The 17512-nt window shown below is 66.6% G+C and carries 11 protein-coding genes; 8 read left to right on the plus strand and 3 right to left on the minus strand.

Annotated elements, in window-relative coordinates; translation table 11 throughout:
• The first annotated feature begins 12 nt into the window (after nt 1–12).
• Nucleotides 13–975 carry an endonuclease/exonuclease/phosphatase family protein gene (locus AC54AF_RS07825; RefSeq protein ID WP_496636093.1) on the plus strand — a complete coding sequence of 321 codons (963 nt, stop codon included), beginning with the start codon at nt 13–15 and terminating at the stop codon, nt 973–975.
• Here AC54AF_RS07825 and AC54AF_RS07830 read toward each other — a convergent pair.
• A complete protein-coding gene (locus AC54AF_RS07830; RefSeq protein WP_496636094.1) occupies nt 972–3506 on the minus strand; it encodes a sensor domain-containing protein in 2535 nt (844 codons plus the stop codon). The two genes, AC54AF_RS07825 and AC54AF_RS07830, sit on opposite strands and share 4 nt — an antisense overlap.
• Before the next feature lie 394 nt (nt 3507–3900).
• Between AC54AF_RS07830 and AC54AF_RS07835 the strand changes: the two genes are divergently transcribed.
• From AC54AF_RS07835 to AC54AF_RS07850, 4 genes are all read left to right on the plus strand, one after another.
• Complete coding sequence (locus tag AC54AF_RS07835) at nt 3901–5133, plus strand: efflux RND transporter periplasmic adaptor subunit (RefSeq protein ID WP_496636095.1); 1233 nt, start codon at nt 3901–3903, stop codon at nt 5131–5133.
• A gap of 3 nt (nt 5134–5136) precedes the next feature.
• Entirely contained in the window at nt 5137–8250 is a 3114-nt protein-coding gene (locus tag AC54AF_RS07840; protein ID WP_496636096.1) for an efflux RND transporter permease subunit, read from the plus strand.
• A 365-nt stretch (nt 8251–8615) separates the two neighbouring features.
• Nucleotides 8616–9335 (plus strand): MgtC/SapB family protein, encoded by a 720-nt coding sequence (locus AC54AF_RS07845; RefSeq protein ID WP_496636122.1) that lies wholly within the window; start codon nt 8616–8618, stop codon nt 9333–9335.
• The gene (locus tag AC54AF_RS07850) at nt 9335–9655 is read left to right on the plus strand and encodes a hypothetical protein (protein ID WP_496636097.1); all 321 of its coding nucleotides are present in this window, start codon (nt 9335–9337) and stop codon (nt 9653–9655) included. The genes AC54AF_RS07845 and AC54AF_RS07850 overlap by 1 nt, the downstream gene beginning before the upstream one ends.
• Here the strand turns inward: AC54AF_RS07850 and AC54AF_RS07855 are convergent.
• Together AC54AF_RS07855 and AC54AF_RS07860 are read right to left on the minus strand one after the other, a co-directional pair.
• Entirely contained in the window at nt 9647–11044 is a 1398-nt protein-coding gene (locus tag AC54AF_RS07855) for a sensor histidine kinase (RefSeq protein WP_496636098.1), read from the minus strand. The two genes, AC54AF_RS07850 and AC54AF_RS07855, sit on opposite strands and share 9 nt — an antisense overlap.
• Complete coding sequence (locus AC54AF_RS07860; RefSeq protein WP_496636099.1) at nt 11037–11717, minus strand: response regulator transcription factor; 681 nt, start codon at nt 11715–11717, stop codon at nt 11037–11039. Before AC54AF_RS07860 ends, AC54AF_RS07855 begins: the two co-directional genes overlap by 8 nt.
• A gap of 237 nt (nt 11718–11954) precedes the next feature.
• Here AC54AF_RS07860 and AC54AF_RS07865 point away from each other — a divergent pair, with 237 nt between their 5' ends.
• From AC54AF_RS07865 to AC54AF_RS07875, 3 genes are read left to right on the plus strand one after another with little or no spacing between them, the layout of a single operon-like run.
• A complete protein-coding gene (locus AC54AF_RS07865) occupies nt 11955–13079 on the plus strand; it encodes an efflux RND transporter periplasmic adaptor subunit (protein ID WP_496636100.1) in 1125 nt (374 codons plus the stop codon).
• Entirely contained in the window at nt 13072–16173 is a 3102-nt protein-coding gene (locus AC54AF_RS07870; protein WP_496636101.1) for an efflux RND transporter permease subunit, read from the plus strand. Before AC54AF_RS07865 ends, AC54AF_RS07870 begins: the two co-directional genes overlap by 8 nt.
• Nucleotides 16160–17437, plus strand: a complete 1278-nt coding sequence (locus AC54AF_RS07875; protein WP_496636102.1) for a TolC family protein — start codon at nt 16160–16162, stop codon at nt 17435–17437. Before AC54AF_RS07870 ends, AC54AF_RS07875 begins: the two co-directional genes overlap by 14 nt.
• Nucleotides 17438–17512: the final 75 nt, after the last annotated feature.

Consider the following 17512-nt stretch of genomic DNA (forward strand, 5'->3'; position numbering starts at 1 on the left):
GGAGTGCTAATTATGCAGGAAGAAATCCGCTTTGCCACATTCAATGTCTGCAACCTTGCCCCCGCCGGGGCGAAACTGTATGACAACCTGGAACCGTTGAGCCCGGCGCAATACGAAGCCAAGGCGGAATGGACGGCGCGGCAGATCGACCTGCTCGACGCCGACGTGATCGGATTCCAGGAAATTTTCTCGCAGGCGGCCCTGCACGACGTGCTGTCGCGCACGCGCCATTACCGCGCAGCCACCCTGGCCGGCTACGACGCGGTGGATGCCGCCGGGCGCATGCTGCCCACGGTGGCGCTCGTGTCGCGCCTGCCGCTGGCCGGCGCCGGTGTTGCCTGGGCGAATTTTCCCGCCGGCGTGAGCGTGCCTGCCGAGGACAATGCTGGCCGCTTCGCCCGCGCGCCCCTGCATGTGCAGGTGCTCTTGCCTGGAGGACAACTCACGGACGTGGTCGTCGTGCATTTGAAATCGCGCCGGCCCGACTACCGTCATGGCGACGGCAACGATGCGGCCGCCTATGCGCTGGCCAACCTGCGCTCGCTCCAGCGGCGCGGCGCGGAAGCCGTGGCCCTGCGCGTGCTGGCAAGCGAACTGGGCCACAGCGGTCGTCCCCGCATCGTGCTGGGCGACTTCAACGACATCGCCAATGCCGTCACCACGGCCATCGTCATGGGGGCGGGCGCGCCGTGCGAACCCGGCATGGAAATGCGCGCGCGCCTGTACGACGCCAGCGCCATCCAGCAGCGCCAGGATGCCTTGCGCCACATGGGTTACACGAACATCCACGACAGCACCTACATGACGATCGACCACATTCTCGTGTCCGAACATTTCCATCCCGCCTCGCCGCGCGCCATCGGCGTGCTGCAGGAAGTGACTTATCTCAACGATCATTTGCTGCTGGGTCTGCCGCACGCGTCCGACCACGGCCAGGTGCTGGCACGCATCAAGCTGCTGGGAAACATTCATTAGTTCAACAGCGCCGCCAGCGCGCTACCCGCGACTTGCGCGCTGGCATAGCGTCCCTGGTATTGCTGGCAGCCCTGCCCCCGCAGATACGCCAGTTGCTGCGCCGTTTCCACGCCTTCGGCAATCACCGTCAATTGCAGCTCGCGCGCCATGGCGATGATGGTGGCGGCGACCATCGTGTCCGACTCGCCTGCCGCGCCGTCCACCGCAGCGGGCAGGAACGATGGATCGATCTTGAGTTTATCCACCGGGTAATGGCGCAGATTGGCCAGGCGCGAATAGCCGGTGCCGAAGTCATCGATGGCCAGCCTGGCGCCCAGCGCGCGCAGCTGCGCCAGCACCCCGGCCAGGCGGGCGCCGCCCTTCATCAGCAAGGACTCCGTCACTTCCAGTTCCAGGCAGCCGGCAGGCAGACCCGACACGGCCAGCGCTTCTTGTACGCTAAGCAATAAGTTATTGTGCAGGCATTGCGCCGCCGACAGATTCACGGCCACGCGCCAGGCATGGCCCGCATCGTGCCAGGCGCGCGCGCGCAGGCAGGCGTGGCGCAGCACCCAGTTGCCAATCGACACCATCAAGCCGCATTCCTCGGCCACGGCGATGAAGCGCTCGGGCGGCAGCACGCCCAGTTGCGGGTGGCGCCAGCGCAGCAGCGCTTCGGCACCGACGATCTGCCCGCTGGCAACATCGAGCGCGGGCTGGAACTCCAGCACGAATTCATCGCGGCCCAGCGCCTCGCGCAAACCCTGCTCCAGGCTGGCCCGCTCGACGATTTGCGCATTCATCTCGGCATTGAAAAACTGGAAATTGTTACGCCCGCTTTCCTTGGCGTGGTACATGGCGATGTCAGCGTTGTGCACGAGGGTATCGACGCTGTCGCCATCACTGGGAAAGATGGCCACGCCGATCGAGGTCGACACATGCAGCTCGTAGTCGCCCAGCCGGTACACCTGCGTCACGGCGTGCAGCAGGCTGGCCGCCACGTGGGCCACCTGGTCGATGCCGCCCACCTCGGCCAGGATGATGACGAACTCGTCGCCGCCATGCCGGCTGACCGTGTCGACGCCGCGCACGCAGCGCACCAGGCGCCGCGCCACTTCCTTGAGCAGCAAATCGCCCACGTGGTGGCCCATGCTGTCGTTGATGTGCTTGAAGTAGTCGAGATCCAGGTACAAAACGGCCAACATGTTCAGCTTGCGCCGCGCGGCCGCCAGGGCCAGCGACAGCCGGTCCAGCAACAGCACCCGGTTCGGCAGGTCGGTGAGAAAATCGTGCTCGGCCAGGTGGCGCGTGTGTTCCTCGTTTTTCTTGCGCTCGCTGATATCGCTGAGAATGGCCAGATAATTGCTCAATTGCCCTTGCGAGTCGCGGATGGCCGTCAGCGACAGCCAGGCCGGATAGCGTCCGCCCGCCTTGCGCTGGCCGACAATATCGCCCTGCCAATAGCCGTTCGCATCGACTTCGTCCCACACGTGGTCGAAAAACGCGGGCGCGTCCGGCTCCACGCCGTGCAGGATGAAGGGTTTGCCCAGCATGTCGTCCAGACTGTAGCCGCTGATCTCGCTGTACGCGGGATTCATGCTGACAACCCGCTGCTGCGGGTCCATCACGACGATCGCGACACTTGCATGCTCGATGACCTGCATCGACAGGTACAGGGCCCGCTCGGCCAGTTTGCGCGAGGAAATATCGCGGATCACGGCATAAAACAGATAGGTGTGGTCGAGCGTGACGGACGTAAGCAGCACTTCGCCCCAGAACAGCTGGCCCGCGCACGTCTGATAGCGCCAGTCGTAGCGGCAGTTGCCATCGGCGTGGGCCTGCGCCGCCAGCTGCGTGCCGCGCAGCGAAGACAATGTTCCATCAGGCTGGCGCAAGGGAGAAAAGTCGCTGAGACGGCGCCCCAGCAGGCGTTGCCGGTCTTCGCATTGAAACAGGGCAATGGCGGCCGGATTCGCCTCGGCGATATGCTCGTCGCGCAGCAGCAGGATGGCATCGGCGGATTTCTCGTACAGCTGACGGAAATTGTCACCCATCAGCAACAAGGCCCCCTGCGCGGCGCCATCCTGGCCGCTGGCCGTGATGTCGACATCGATGCAGACCACTTGCCGCACGCGCCCGGACTGCATGACAGGGAACACGGTGGAACAGATGCAGCGCGGCGCGGCCCCATCGGCGCCGAGCTTCCACAGACGCGTGCTGCGCGCCTTGCCGCTGTCCCACACGGCCGCCAGTTCACCGGCAACCTCATCGGCCACGGTGGCGGCGTCCGGCAGCGAAGCGGCCACCCTGGCCCACGGCTGGCCCAGCGCCAGCTCCGCCGTCACGCCATACATGCGCGCCGCCCCCAAGCTCCAGTAGCGCACGATGCCATCGCGGTCGATGCCGCGCACGGCCAGGCCCGGCGCCTGTTCGACGGCGGCAACGATGATGGACAGCAAATCGAGCGCCTTGCCGGCCGGCCCCGCCTGCGGTTCGGCAGCGGCCAGCAAACGGCCCGGCGACGGGGCGGCTCCGGCAATCCGATCAGACATCCAGCCCCCCGTGGCGCGGCCGCGCGGCAACCGGCGGGCGAATGGCCTGTCCGGTGGCGCAACCATCCAGACCATTCTTGCGCGCTGGCGAATCGGCTTCTTGAGGATGCGCAAGCATCGTGACGCGCACCGCAGGCATGCTGGCGGTGGTTCCGGTCGCCGTTTTTTGCATTCCAGCCCCGATTTTGTGCAATCTGTCGCACGGCGCTGGCGGCCCGACTTGAATCTTCCTAAAGTGGCAACATGCGCATCGCCGTGAACGGCCGCAGCGGCAGGCGTGCTGCCTGCGGCCGCCACGGCGATGCGCTACCCGAATTCCCCCCGGCCAGCGACAGGCCGGGGCCGCACCGAGACCTGGCGCCGAACCCCTGCGCCGCTCCTGACGAAAAAACCTATGAAAAACGAGACCCTGCCCCCCGCCTCCCCCCTTGCCGCCACGCGCCGCCGGCGCTGGCGCACCCCCGTGCTGATCCTGGTCGTGCTGGGCCTGGCCGGCGGCGGCTGGACGGTGATGCAATCGAAGCAGCAAGCCGCCAAGGCTGCCGAGCTGCAAGCGAGCAAGAAAAAGGAGCAGGCCAAGACGCCCGTGCATGAACTGGCGCAGGGCGACGTGGCCGCCATCGATGCGCGCGCGCTGGCAATCAGCCTGCCCCTGTCCGGCTCGCTGGCGCCCGTGACCCAGGCCACCATCAAGGCCAAGGTCTCCGGCGTGATCCAGGAAACGACCTTGCAGGAAGGCCAGCAAGTGGCAAATGGGCAAATCCTCGTGCGCCTGGACGCGGCCGACCAGCGCGCGCGCCTGACGCAGCAGCAAGCCATGCTCGACGAAGCGCAGGCGCGCCTGTCGATGGCCAGCAAGAATGAAACCAATAGCCAGGCGCTGCTCAAACAGAAATACATTTCGCAGACGGCTTACGACACGACGCAAAACTCGGTCGACCTGGCGCGCGCCAGCGTCAAGTCCGCCGCCGCCATGGTCGATATCGCCCGCATCGCGCTGGCCGACACGGTGATCCGCGCGCCGATGGCCGGCATCGTCAGCAAGCGCCACCTGCAGGCCGGTGAAAAAGTCTCGCCCGACATGCCCGTCTACACCATCGTCAACCTGGCCCAGTTGACCCTGGAAGCGCCCGTGCCCAGCGCGGACATTCCCCGCATCAAGCTGGGCCAGGACGTGCACTTCAAGGTCGACGGCTTCGGCGCGCGCGACTTCGCCGGCAAGGTCACGCGCATCAATCCCACCACCGAGAGCGGCTCGCGCGCCATGCTGGTCTACATCGCCGTCGACAATGGCGATGGCGCGCTGCGCGGCGGCATGTTCGCCAAGGGCAGCATCGTCACCGAACGCTCTCCGGTGGCGCCGCTGGTTCCGTTGACGGCCTTGCGCAATGAAAAGCAGGGTACCGTCGTGTATGCGCTGGTGAACAACAAGGTCGTCGCGCAAGCCGTCACCTTGGGACTGCGCAACGAGGATGAAGGCTATGCGGAAGTCAAATCGGGCCTGGTGCCGGGCGCGAAAGTCATCATCGCCAAACTCGATGGCGTGAAACCTGGCCACGGCGTGACCTTCGCCGCACCGGCCAGTGCGCCCGCCGCGCCGGCAGCCGTGCTGGCACGGAAGGATTAAGCCATGTGGATGACCAAAGTCAGTATTCAAAATCCCGTCTTCGCCACCATGGTCATGGTGGCGCTGGTGGTGCTGGGCATCTTCTCCTACCGGGGCCTGGGCGTGGAAAGCATGCCCAGCGTGCAGTTCCCGTTCGCCGCCATTGAAGTGAACTACCCGGGCGCCTCGCCCGAAGCCGTGGAAAACGACATCACGCGCCCCATCGAGGACGCCGTCAACACCGTCAGCGGCATCAAGACCATCCGCGCCAACTCGTGGGAAGGGCGCGCCGGCGTCTACCTGGAATTCGAGCTGTCGACGAACATGGACAAGGCCATGCAGGACCTGCGCGACAAGGTGGCCCTGGTGCGCCCGCGCTTCCCGAAAGAAGCCAAGGACCCGTTCATCGCGCGCGCCGAAGGCGACAACGAACGCCCCATCGCCACCATCGTGCTGACCTCGTCCGGGCATGACCTGCGTTCGCTGTCGACCATGACGGAGCAGATCATCAGCAAGCGCTTCCAGGGCGTGGCCGGCGTGGGACAAGTCAAGCTGCGCGGCCTGCGCGCGCGCCAGATCCTCATCAGCATGAAGCCGATCGAACTCAATGCCCAGGGCATCGGCGTCGATGAAGTGATTCGCGCCATCCAGGCCACGAATACCAATCTGCCGGCCGGCTCGATCAGCCATGGCGCGGCCGAACAGCTGGTGCGCGTGGAAGGCAAGATCAAGGATGCGCGCGAATTCGGCAAGATCATCGTCGCGCGCCGCGCCATCGGCCCCGTCTACCTGGACCAGGTAGCCACCGTGGTCGACGGCGAGCAGGAAGAACTGTCGATCTCGCGCATGAACGGCCAGCAAGCCGTGACGATGGAAATCACCAAGGTGCAGGACGCCAACGTGGTGGAAGTGGGCACCGGCATCCTGAAAGTGGCGGCGGACCTGCAAAAGACGCTGCCGCCCGATATCACCCTGCGCGTGCTGGACGACGAATCGGAACGCGTGCAAAGCCAGCTCAATAACGTCAAGCGCACCATCATCGAAGGCGCCGTGCTGACCATGGTGATCGTCTTCCTGTTCCTGCACTCGTGGCGCTCGACCATCATCACGGGATTGACCTTGCCGATCTCCGTGCTGGCCAGCTTCATCGCCATGAAAGCCTTCGGCTTTACCCTGAACTTCCTGACCCTGATGGCGCTGTCCTTGTGCATCGGCCTGTTGATCGACGACGCCATCGTCGTGCGCGAAAACATCGTGCGCCACCTGGGCATGGGCAAGAATCACTACAAGGCGGCCAACGACGGCACCAATGAAATCGGCCTGGCCGTGATGGCCACCACGTTCGCCATCGTCGCCGTGTTCGTCCCTGTCGCTTTCATGGACGGCATCATCGGCCGCTTCTTCCTGCAGTTCGGCATCACCGTCGCCGTCGCCGTGCTGGTGTCACTGTTCGTCAGCTTCACGCTCGACCCCATGCTGTCGTCCGTCTGGCGCGACCCCGTCAAGGACCGCTTCAAGTACGCGCCGTGGCTGGGCCGCTTCATGGCATGGATCGAAACCGGCATCGACTGCCTGCACGTCTGGTACGGCAAGGTATTGAAAGTGGCCCTGCGCTGGCGCAAGACCACCCTGGCGACCGCCGTGGCGCTGTTCGCGGGCAGCCTGATGCTCGTGCCGATGATCGGCGGTGAGATGTTCCCCGAGACGGACCAGGGCTGGGTCAACCTGCGCTTCAAGACGCCTGTCGGCTCCAGCCTGGCATACACCGATTCCAAGGTGCGCCAGATCGAAACGGCATTGAAGGAATTCCCCGAGATCGACAGCCTCGTCGCCAATATCGGCACCGAGGAAGGACGCAACGCGGCCGAGGTGAACCTGAAGCTGACGGACATCAAGACGCACAAGCGGCGCTCGCAGCAGGAGCTGGAAAAGCTGATCCGCGAACGCCTGGCGCCGATCGCCGGCATCACCCTGTCGGTCGGCAACCGCCCCATCTTCATCGCCATCCTGGGCACGGATGAAGGCAAGCTCGATGAAGTGGCGCACCGCCTGATGGACAAGATGCGCGCCATCAAAGGCCTGGCCGACATGGAATACAGCCAGGAAGGCGCCAATCCGTCGACCACCGTGAAGATCAACAACGAGCTGGCCAGCGACCTGGGCTTGTCGGTGCAGCAGATCGGCAATGCCCTGCGGCCTTTTGTCGCGGGCGACACGGTCAGCCACTGGCTGGCCAGCGACGGGCAAAACTACGACGTCAACGTGCAGCTGCCCAAGTCGGGCCGGCAAAAGGTGGCCAACCTGGCCGACCTGTCGCTGGCGTCCAGCAAGCTCGATGCGAATGGCAAGCCGATCATGATTCCGCTGCGCCAGGTGGTCGAATTCGTGCCGTCATCGAGCCCGCAGGTACTGAAACGCCAGGCATTGCAGCGCCGCGTGGCCATCTATGCGGGCGTGCAAGGCCGCCCTGCCGGCGACGTCGACGCCGACGTGCAGAAAGCCATCAAGTCCATCGACTTGCCGCCCGGCGTGCGCTTCGACGTGGCCGGCAATGCGCAGCAGATGGCCGAAACCATGGGCGGCGCGATGATGGCGCTGGGGATCGCCGTGATCTTCATCTACCTGGTGCTCGCGTCGCAGTTCGGCAGCTTTTTGCAGCCGATCGCCATCATGGTGTCCTTGCCGCTGTCGCTGATCGGCGTGCTACTGGCACTCCTCATTACGGGCAGCACCCTGAACATCTTTTCCGTGATCGGCTTCATCATGCTGATGGGCCTGGTCACCAAGAATGCGATCTTGCTGGTCGACTTCACCAACCAGCGCCAGCGCGAAGGCCTGGGGCAATTCGAGGCGCTGATGGAAGCGGGGCAAGTGCGGCTGCGTCCCATCCTGATGACGACCCTGGCGATGGTCTTCGGCATGCTGCCGATGGCCATCGGCATGGGTGACGGCGGCGAATCGCAGGCGCCGATGGGCCGCGCCGTGATCGGCGGCGTCATCACCTCGACCTTGCTGACACTGGTGGTGGTGCCCGTCGCCTACACCTACCTCGATAGCCTGGGCAAGCGCGCCGCGCGCTTCTTTGGCGGCGGCGCCCATGCCCACGCGGATGCCGACGCCGCCAGCGCCACGCACTAAGCTTTTGACTGGTCGCCTTCACCGTCCCCGCATTGGCGGGGACGACGCGGCGGCTGCCTGAAGAGAGCTTCAGTTGACCAAAGCAGCCCCACTGGCTAGACTGTCCCCGTTATCAATGATATGGAGTGACTCGTGGGTGCTTGTTCCAGTGACAGCAGTCGATTGACCATCGGCGATCGGCCTTAGGCAAGACGCGCGCATTCCGCCCGCCCTGCCTTTGGCAAGGCGTGGCTTTACCAGCGGCGATGTCCATTCGCCGCCACTTCCCCCTCATCGTTCCTCCGTTGTCGTCTGCTGCCCCCCTTGCGGGCGGATTGTCTTCGCCCTTGCACTCGCCTGTTCCTCCCCAGCCGGGAGAAATGATGGTGGTATTTGACTTTGCGCTGCGCGTTGCCGCGGCATTGACCCTGGGCGCCATGATCGGCGCCGAACGCCAGCTGCGCCAGCGCATGGCGGGCCTGCGCACGAACGCGCTGGTATCCGTCGGCGCCTCGCTGTTCGTGATGGTTTCCGTGCTCGAAGGCGATAGCGCCGGCCACATGCGCATCGCCGCGCAGGTGGTGTCGGGCATCGGCTTTCTGGGCGCCGGCGTCATCATGCGCGAAGGCATGACGGTGCGCGGCCTGAACACGGCCGCCACCCTGTGGTGCTCGGCCGCCATCGGCATCCTGTGCGGCCTGGGTTTTGCGCTGGAAGCGGCCATCGGCACGGGCTTCGTGCTCATCGCCAACCTGCTGCTGCGCCACCTGGCGCAGCGCATCAACGCCCACGGCAGCGACGCGGGCATCGAGACGGAAAGCATCTACCGCGTCACGGCCGTGTGCGAGGCGGAGCAGGAAGTCCAGGTGCGCAAGCTGATGCTGCGCTTGATCAGCGGCATGCCGGCCCTGATGCTGCAATCCTTGCACAGCGAGGATGCCGCACACGCCGGGCGCATCGAAGTGCGCGCAGACCTGCTCACGCCATTGTCCAGCCTGGGATTGCTGGAGCAGATCGTCAGCCAGGTCAGCCTGGAGGGCAGCGTTTCGGCCGTGCGCTGGGCGCTGGTGAATAACGCGGAATTTGTCGCAGAACGGGGAGTGTGATGATGAGAAAATTCTTCCATTGGTTTGCCCGGCGCGCTCCTGCCCGGCCCACATTTGCCACCTACCGCCTGACCGTCACCTGCCCTGCGGCGCAAGCGGACCACGTGGCGCGCCTGCTGCTGGCCGAACTGCAAGGCGCGGGCCTGGCGCCGTCGCAGATGCTGCGCAGCTGGGACGCGGCCAGGCAGGTGGTGCAGCTGATCGCCACGGTACTGTGCCAGGCCATGCAGCGCGCCGTGCTGGTGCGTTTCGTCAACCGCGCGGGCGCCTGGCCGCAAGTGCGGCAAGTGCGCTGGGAAGGCGTTGCGCCCTCAGCTTGAGACGGGCAGGCGCAGCAGGAACAGCGCGCCGCCTTGCGGGCGGTTGCGCGCCTCGATACTGCCGCCGTATGCATGCACGATGGCTTGCGACAGAGCCAGGCCCAGGCCGAAGCCGGGCGCCTCGCCCGCGCGCGCCTGGGCGCCCCGGTAAAAACGCTCGAACAGATGCGGCAAGTCTTCCACGCCGATGCCCGGTCCCGCATCGCTCACACCCACCAGCGCATGCTCGCCCTCGCGCGCCACATACATGGTGATGCTGCTGCCGGGCGGCGAAAACTTCACGGCGTTATCGAGCAGATTGGCCAGCACCAGGTCCACCGGGCCGGCCGCCACCCGCGCGTGCACGGCCACACCTTCATCGAAGACGATACGGATGCCGCGCTGCGCTGCCGCCTTTTCCAGGCGCTGCGCGGCAGCCCGCACGAGCGGATTGAGCGCGACCGTTTCCACGGCATTGCGCTCCTGGCCCACGTCCAGGCGCGTGAGCATCAAGAGTTCTTCCACCAGGGTCGTCAGGCGCCGCACTTCATCGAGGCAGGACGCCAGCGCATCGACATACTCGTGCGACTCGCGCGGGCGGCGCAGGGTGATTTCGATTTCCGTGCGCAGGCGCGACAGGGGCGAGCGCAATTCGTGCGAGGCGTCGGCCGTGAAGCGGCGCTGCGCATCGTAGCCGTGTTCCAGGCGGTCCAGCATGGCGTTCAGGGTATCGACCAGGCGGCCGATTTCGTCCTGCGTGCCGGGATGGGGCAGGCGCTGGTGCAGGCTGGCTTCGCCGATCGAATGGGCCTGGTCCACCACGTCGTCGATGGCGCCCAGCACGCGGCGCGTGAGCATTTCGCCAGCCAGCCCCACGGCCGCCAGCAAGGCCAGCGCCATGGCGCCAAACAGCACCGTGGCCGCGGCCAGCACGCGATTGGCGTCATCGAGCGAACCGGCCACCTGCACCGCCAGGCGCGCGCCGGATGCGGGTACGGGGATGGACACCATGCGCAGCGGCTCCTCGCCAAACTTGGGCAGGGTCTCGAATACGGTGTCGCCGGCCGCCAGGCGCGCCAGCAGGGAAGCAGGCGCCGGCAGCTGCGCCGCCTCCAGGTTGCGGCTGCGCGCCAGCACGCGGCCTTCGCCATCGATGATCTGCACCAGGCGGTCCAGGCGCGTCAACGACGGCGGCGCCAGGCCCGACGCCACCTCGTGTACCTGCACGGGCTGGCGCGGCGCGGCCGGCAACATCGCCATTTCCGTTTCGGCCAGCGCCAGCAGGGCCGCATCGAGCTGGCCATGCACGGCGCGCGACAGGCCCCAGTAGCCGGCCAGCGCCGTGCAGGCGACGATGGCGAGGATGACGGCCAGGTGCACCAGCAGCAGTCGCTTGCGAAAGCTAGCCACCGTTGTTTTCCGCCAGGCGGAAACCGCGTCCGCGCACCGTGTGGATCAATGGCGGCAAGCCCGGCGCATCCACTTTTCCCCGCAGGTTGCGCACGTGGACGTCGATCAGGTTGTCGATGCCGATCAAATCTGCCTGCCAGATCTGCTCGGCCAGGCGCGCGCGGCTGACCACCTCGCCCGCCTGGCGCAGCAGAATCAGCAGGATCGCATATTCCTTGGGTGTCAGCACCAGCGGCGCGCCGGCGCGCGTCGCCTGGTGGCTGACGGGATCGAGCGTCAAATCGGCCAGCGCCAGCACCAGCGGACGGCTGATGTCGGAGCGGCGCAGCAGAGCGCGGATGCGCGCCAGCAGTTCCTCGAATTCGAACGGTTTGGTCAGGTAATCGTCGGCGCCCGTGTTCAGGCCCGCCACCCGGTCGGCAGTGGCGTCGCGCGCCGTGAGCATCAGCACGGGCGTCTGGATGCCACGCGCGCGCAAGTCGCGGCAAAAGTCGATGCCCTGCTTGCCCGGCAACATCCAGTCCAGCACGATCGCGTCGTAATCGACGGCGTAGCTTTCGTCCTCGCCTTCCTCGGCGCTATGCGCCACGTCGACGACAAAACCTTCTTCCTGCAAGCCACGGGCCAGCAGGCGCGCCGCCTTGTGGTCGTCTTCCACCAGAAGAATTCTCATGCCTGCCTTTCCCGTTTGCACACGTTTTTCCGTGTTCTTCATGCCGGTATTTTACCGCGCTCCACCGCGCGCACGCCGAACCTGAAGAATGATTCAGGCATTCTTGGGCGCTTCTTCAGGACCACATTGCTATGCTTTCCCGGCGCTGTCATATCTCTGCCAGCGCCCCCTCTGACCGCCCGTCTGGGCACGGCATCCACGCATGCCCCATCACCATCAATAACAAGGAAACACGGGATGAACACGACCACCCGCAACGCCCTGGGCGCCAGCTGCGCCCTCGCTCTCGCCTGCTCGGCGCTGGCCGGCTGCGCCAAACCGACGCCAGCGACAACGCCCGCAGCTCAATCGCGCCACCTGGCCGATGGCAGCATCGCCGTCGACAAGATGTCGCCGCTGCGCCAGCGCCTGCAGATCGCCGCCGTGCAGGAACAGGACATCGCCACGCAGACGGAGGCGCCGGGCAGCATCGAAGCCATGCCGGAAAAACTGGTGAAGATCACGCCGCCCCTGGCCGGGCGCATCACGCGATTGCAGCGCGCCCTGGGCGACAGCGTCAAGGCGGGCGATCCGCTGTTCACGCTCGATTCCGCGGAACTGAGCGCCGCCTACGCGGACGACAGCAAGGCGAAGTCCGCCCTGCTGCAGGCGCGCCAGGAACTGGAGCGCCAGAAAACCCTGTTCGAGGCGGAAATCGCCGCGCGCAAGGAGTACGAAGCGGCGCAGGCAGCCTTTGCGCAGGCCGGCAGCGACGCCCGGGCCAGCGCCGACAAGCTGGCGCAGTACGGCGCCGGCGCGCGCGGTTCGCGCCGCGACTATGTGTTGCGTTCGCCGATCGCCGGCACCGTGATCGCCATGGAAGGCGCTCAGGGCGGCTACTGGAACGATATCAACGCGCCCGTCATGACGGTGGCCGACCTGTCCACCGTGTGGCTGTCGGCCAACGTGGCCGAAAGGGACCTGGCGCAGGTGGCAGTGGGACAGACGGCGCGCATCGCCGTCGACGCCTGGCCCGGCAAGGCTTTTGAGGGCAAGGTCGCGTATGTGGGCGCCGTGCTCGATCCCGAGACGCGCACGGTGAAGGTGCGCGTGGCCATCGACAACCGCGCCGGCGCCTTCAAGCCCGGCATGTTCGCCCACGCGGGATTCGCTGGCGCGCCCCGCCGCGCCCTCCTCGTGCCCACGTCCGCCGTGCTGCAAAGCGGACTCTCGACGCGCGTGATGGTGGAACGCGGCGCGCTGGTGTTCACGCCGCGCACGGTGGAGGTGGGCGCCAGCCATGGAGACCAGGTGGAAATCGTCTCGGGCTTGCGCGCGGGCGAACGCATCGTCGTCAAGGAAGGAGTGCTGCTCAATGATTGACCGTTTCATCGCCACCTGCTGCCAGCGGCGCGGCATCGTCTGGCTGGTACTGCTGTTCGTCGCCGCCTACGGCGTGTATTGCTGGAAGCAGCTGCCCATCGAAGCCTACCCCGACATCGCCGACGTCACCTCGCAGATCGTCACGCAGGTGCCGGGCCTGGGCGCCGAGGAAATCGAGCAGCAGATCACCATTCCGCTCGAACGCGCCCTGCTCGGCACGCCGGGCATGCACGTGCTGCGCACGCGCAGCCTGTTCGCGCTGTCGCTGATCACGGTCGTGTTCGAGGATGGCAGCGACGGCTACTTCACGCGCGAGCGGCTGCAGGAGCGCCTGGCCAGCGTGAACCTGCCGTACGACGCCAAGCCGGGGCTCGATCCCTACACCTCGCCGACGGGCGAGATCTACCGCTATACGCTGGAATCGCCAACACGCTCCCTGCGCGAACTGTCCGAGCTGCAGTTCTGGACCGTGATCCCGCGCCTGCAGCAAGTGCGCGGCGTGGCCGACGTCAGCAATTTCGGCGGCCTCACCACGCAATTCATGCTGGAACTCGACCCCGCAAAACTCGACAGCTACGGCTTCTCGCTGGCGCAGGTCAAGGACGCCATCAACGCCAACAACATCAGCGGCGGCGGCAGCGTCATCGACCGCGGCCAGCAATCATACGTGGTGCGCGGCGTGGGCTTGCTGCATTCGCTGGACGACATGGGCAACGTCGTCGTCAGCAGCAAGGATGGCGTGCCCGTGCTGGTGAAGGACCTGGGCAAGCTCGCTTACGGCAACGTGGAGCGGCGCGGCATCCTCGGCAAGGATGACAACCCCGACACCATCGAAGGCATCACCCTGCTGCTGAAGGATTTCAATCCGTCCGAGGCGCTGGCCGGCATCCATGCGGCAGTGGACGACTTGAACGCCAATGTGCTGCCGAAGGACGTCAAGGTCGTGCCCTACCTGGACCGCAGCTCGCTGATCGACGCCACCCTGCACACGGTCAGCTATACCTTGGGCGAAGGCATGCTGCTGGTCGCCCTGGTGCTGCTGCTGTTTTTGGGCAGCCCGCGCGCGGCCGCCATCGTCGCGCTGACGATTCCACTGGCCCTGCTGATCGCCTTCATCTTCATGCACCATTTCAGAATTCCCGCCAACCTGCTGTCCCTGGGGGCGATCGACTTCGGCATCCTCGTCGACGGTTCCGTGGTGGTGCTGGAAAACATGCTGCGCCGCCGCGAGCGCGAACAGGAGCGGCCCCTGACGCTGCAAGACGCCATCGAGGCGACCCTGCAGGTGGCGCGCCCCATCCTGTTCGGCATGGCCGTCATCATCGCCGCCTATCTGCCCCTGTTCGCCTTCCAGCGCATCGAATACAAGCTGTTCTCGCCGATGGCGTATGCGGTGAGCGCGGCGCTCGTGGGCGCGCTGGTGGTGGCGCTGGTGCTGATCCCCGGCCTGGCCTGGCTGTCCTTGCGCAAGCCGCGCCGCACTTTTCACAACCGCGCGCTGGACAAGCTGGCGCGCGCGTATGGGCGCTTCCTCGAACGCATGGTGGGCAGGAAGCGCTGGGTGGCGCTGGTGTGCGCAGGATCGCTCGCAGCGCTTGCCATCCTGGGCGGGGGCATCGGGCGCGACTTCCTGCCCTACCTCGATGAAGGTTCGCTGTGGCTGCAGGTGCAGATGCCGCCCGGGATCACCCTGGACAAGGCGTCCGGGATGGCCAGTGAACTGCGGCGCGCCGCGCTGGAGTTCCCGGAAGTATCGGCCATCGTCACGCAGACGGGGCGCAACGACGACGGCACCGATTACTGGACGCCGTCGCACATCGAGGCGAGCGTAGGCCTGCATCCTTACAAGAGCTGGAAGTCGGGCATGAGCAAGCAGCAGCTGATCGCGAAAATGAATGAGCGCTTCGCCCGCATGCCCGGTGTCACGGTGGCCTTCATGCAGCCGATGATCGATGGCGTGCAGGATAAATTGTCGGGCGCGCACAGCGACCTGACGGTGAAAATCTTCGGCGACGACCTCGATGAAGTGCGCGCCATCGCCGGCAAGGTGGTGCACGTATTGAAAGGTGTCCCCGGCGCCTCCGACGTGGCCGTGGACGTCGAGCCGCCGCTGCCCAACCTGAAGGTGGAACTGGACCGCGCGAAGGCGGCCCGCTACGGCATCAACGCGGCCGACGTGGCCGACCTGATTGCCACCGGCATCGGCGGCGCGCCCATCGGCCAGGTGTATGTCGGCGAGAAAAGCTACGACATCGCCGTGCGCTTCCCGCCGGCCGCGCGTTCCAGCCCGGACGCCGTCGCCAACCTGAAGCTGACGGCCGCCAACGGCGCCAGGATTCCGCTGGCGCAGGTGGCGGCAATCAGCACCACCTCGGGCGAAAGCGTCATCGTGCGCGAAATGGGACGGCGCCACATCATCGTGCGCCTGAATGCCCGCGGGCGCGACCTGGCTGGCTTCCTGGCCGAGGCGCGCCCGCTGGTGGCGCAAGCCGTGGCAGGCGAGCACCAGCGCATCAGCGTCGAATGGGGCGGCCAGTTCGAAAACCTGCAGCGCGCGCAAAGCCGATTGGCCCTGATCCTGCCGATGACCCTGGGCGCCATGTTCCTGCTGCTGTTTGGCCAGTTCCGCAACCTGCGACAGCCCGCGCTGGTCTTGCTGGCCGTGCCGCTGGCCATGCTGGGCGGCCTGGCCGCGCTGCACCTGCGCGGCATGACCTTGAACGTGTCGAGCGCCGTCGGCTTCATCGCCCTGTTCGGCGTGGCGGTCCTGAATGCCGTCCTGATGCTGGCGCAGATCAACCGCTTGCGCGCCGACGAAGGCCGCAGTTTGCGCGAGGCCGTGCTGGAAGGCGCGCGCGACCGCATGCGCCCCGTGCTGATGACGGCCAGCGTAGCCGCCCTGGGTTTGACGCCGGCCATGCTGGCAACGGGCCTGGGCAGCGACGTGCAGCGCCCGCTGGCCACCGTCGTGGTGGGCGGCCTGGTGACGGCGACGGCGCTGACCCTGCTGCTGTTGCCGGCCCTGTATTACCTGATCGAGGCGCACGTACACAGGCGCCAGACCGACAAAGGAGTAAACCATGACACGTTGTAATCTGCTGCTGGCGGCCTGGCTGCTGGCCCCCTGCGCCTTCGCCGCGCCCTTGAGCTTTGAAAGCTATTTGTCCGCCGTGGAAAGCCACAGCCTGGAACTGCAGGCGCAGCAGGAAGGCATCACGTCGGCCAGGGCGGGCATCGGCATCGCCGGCCTGCGCCCCGATCCCGAATTCACGCTGGGCGCCACGCGCGAGACGGTGCGCAGCGTCGGGCACCGCCCCATCACGTGGAACCCGGCCATCAGCATGGCCATCGAGACGGGCGGCAAGCGCACCGCGCGCGTCAAGGCCGCACAGAGCAATGTCGCGCTGGCCGAGGAAACGGTGGCCGGTTTCAGGAGCGCACTCTATGGCACGGCCGCGGCGGCGTTCACGGAAGCGTGCCGCACGCGCGACGTGGCCGCGCGCAAGGAGCAGACCATGGCGGCCCTGTCGCAAGTGGTGGAGGCGAATGCCGTGCGGCGCAAGGCGGGCGACGTGGGCGGCATCGAGCTGCTGCAGTCGCGCGTGGAACGCGACCAGTTCCAGGCCGACCTGGCGCAGGCGCGCAGCGAGGCGGACAGCGCCATGCTAGCCCTGTCGCCGCCGCTGGGACGTCAGTTCGACGCGCTGTTTCCCGATGCGCAGCTGGCCTGCGACTTCGCCGCGGACGAGAACCAGGATGCCAGCGTGCTGGTGCCGCAAGCGCTCGGCGCCCGCAGCGACGTGCGCATCGCCCGCGCCACCTTGGACAATCTGCGCGACGGCGCGGCGCTGGTGCGCGCCAACCGCGCCGTCGATCCGACCGTGACGCTGGGCCTGGCCGCCGTGCGCGGCTACCAGGACGGCTTTGACGCCAGCGGCAATCCCGTCGACGGGTCGCCCCGTTCGCGCGCATTGAGCCTGTCGCTGGCCATCCCCATCCCCCTGTCGCGGCGCGACAAGGGCGACGTGGTGCAGGCCGAGGCCGGCGTCACGCAAGCGATGCTGGCCCTGCGCCAGGCGGAACTGACGGCGGAAACGCAAGTGCGCACGGCGCAGCGGCAGCTGCGTGCGGCGCAGGACAGGCTGGCGCGCTACCGCGACGGCGTGCTGGCCGATGCGCAAAAGGTGGTCGATGGCATGCGCCTGTCTTACGTCAAAGGCAATGCGTCTCTGCTGGAATGGCTGGCGGCGCAGCGTTCGGCCGATGAGGCGTACCAGGGCTTTGTGCAGGCGCGCGCCGATGCGGCCATCGCCAGGACGCAGCTGCAACTGGCGCTTGGCCAGCGGCCGCGCTTGTAGCGGAAGGGAAGAGAGAACGGGTAGAACGAGGGGATACCGGCGCGGCGACGCCGCACCGGTCGTCAGGAACGGGGA

The organism is Janthinobacterium sp. JF4 (assembly GCF_059617925.1).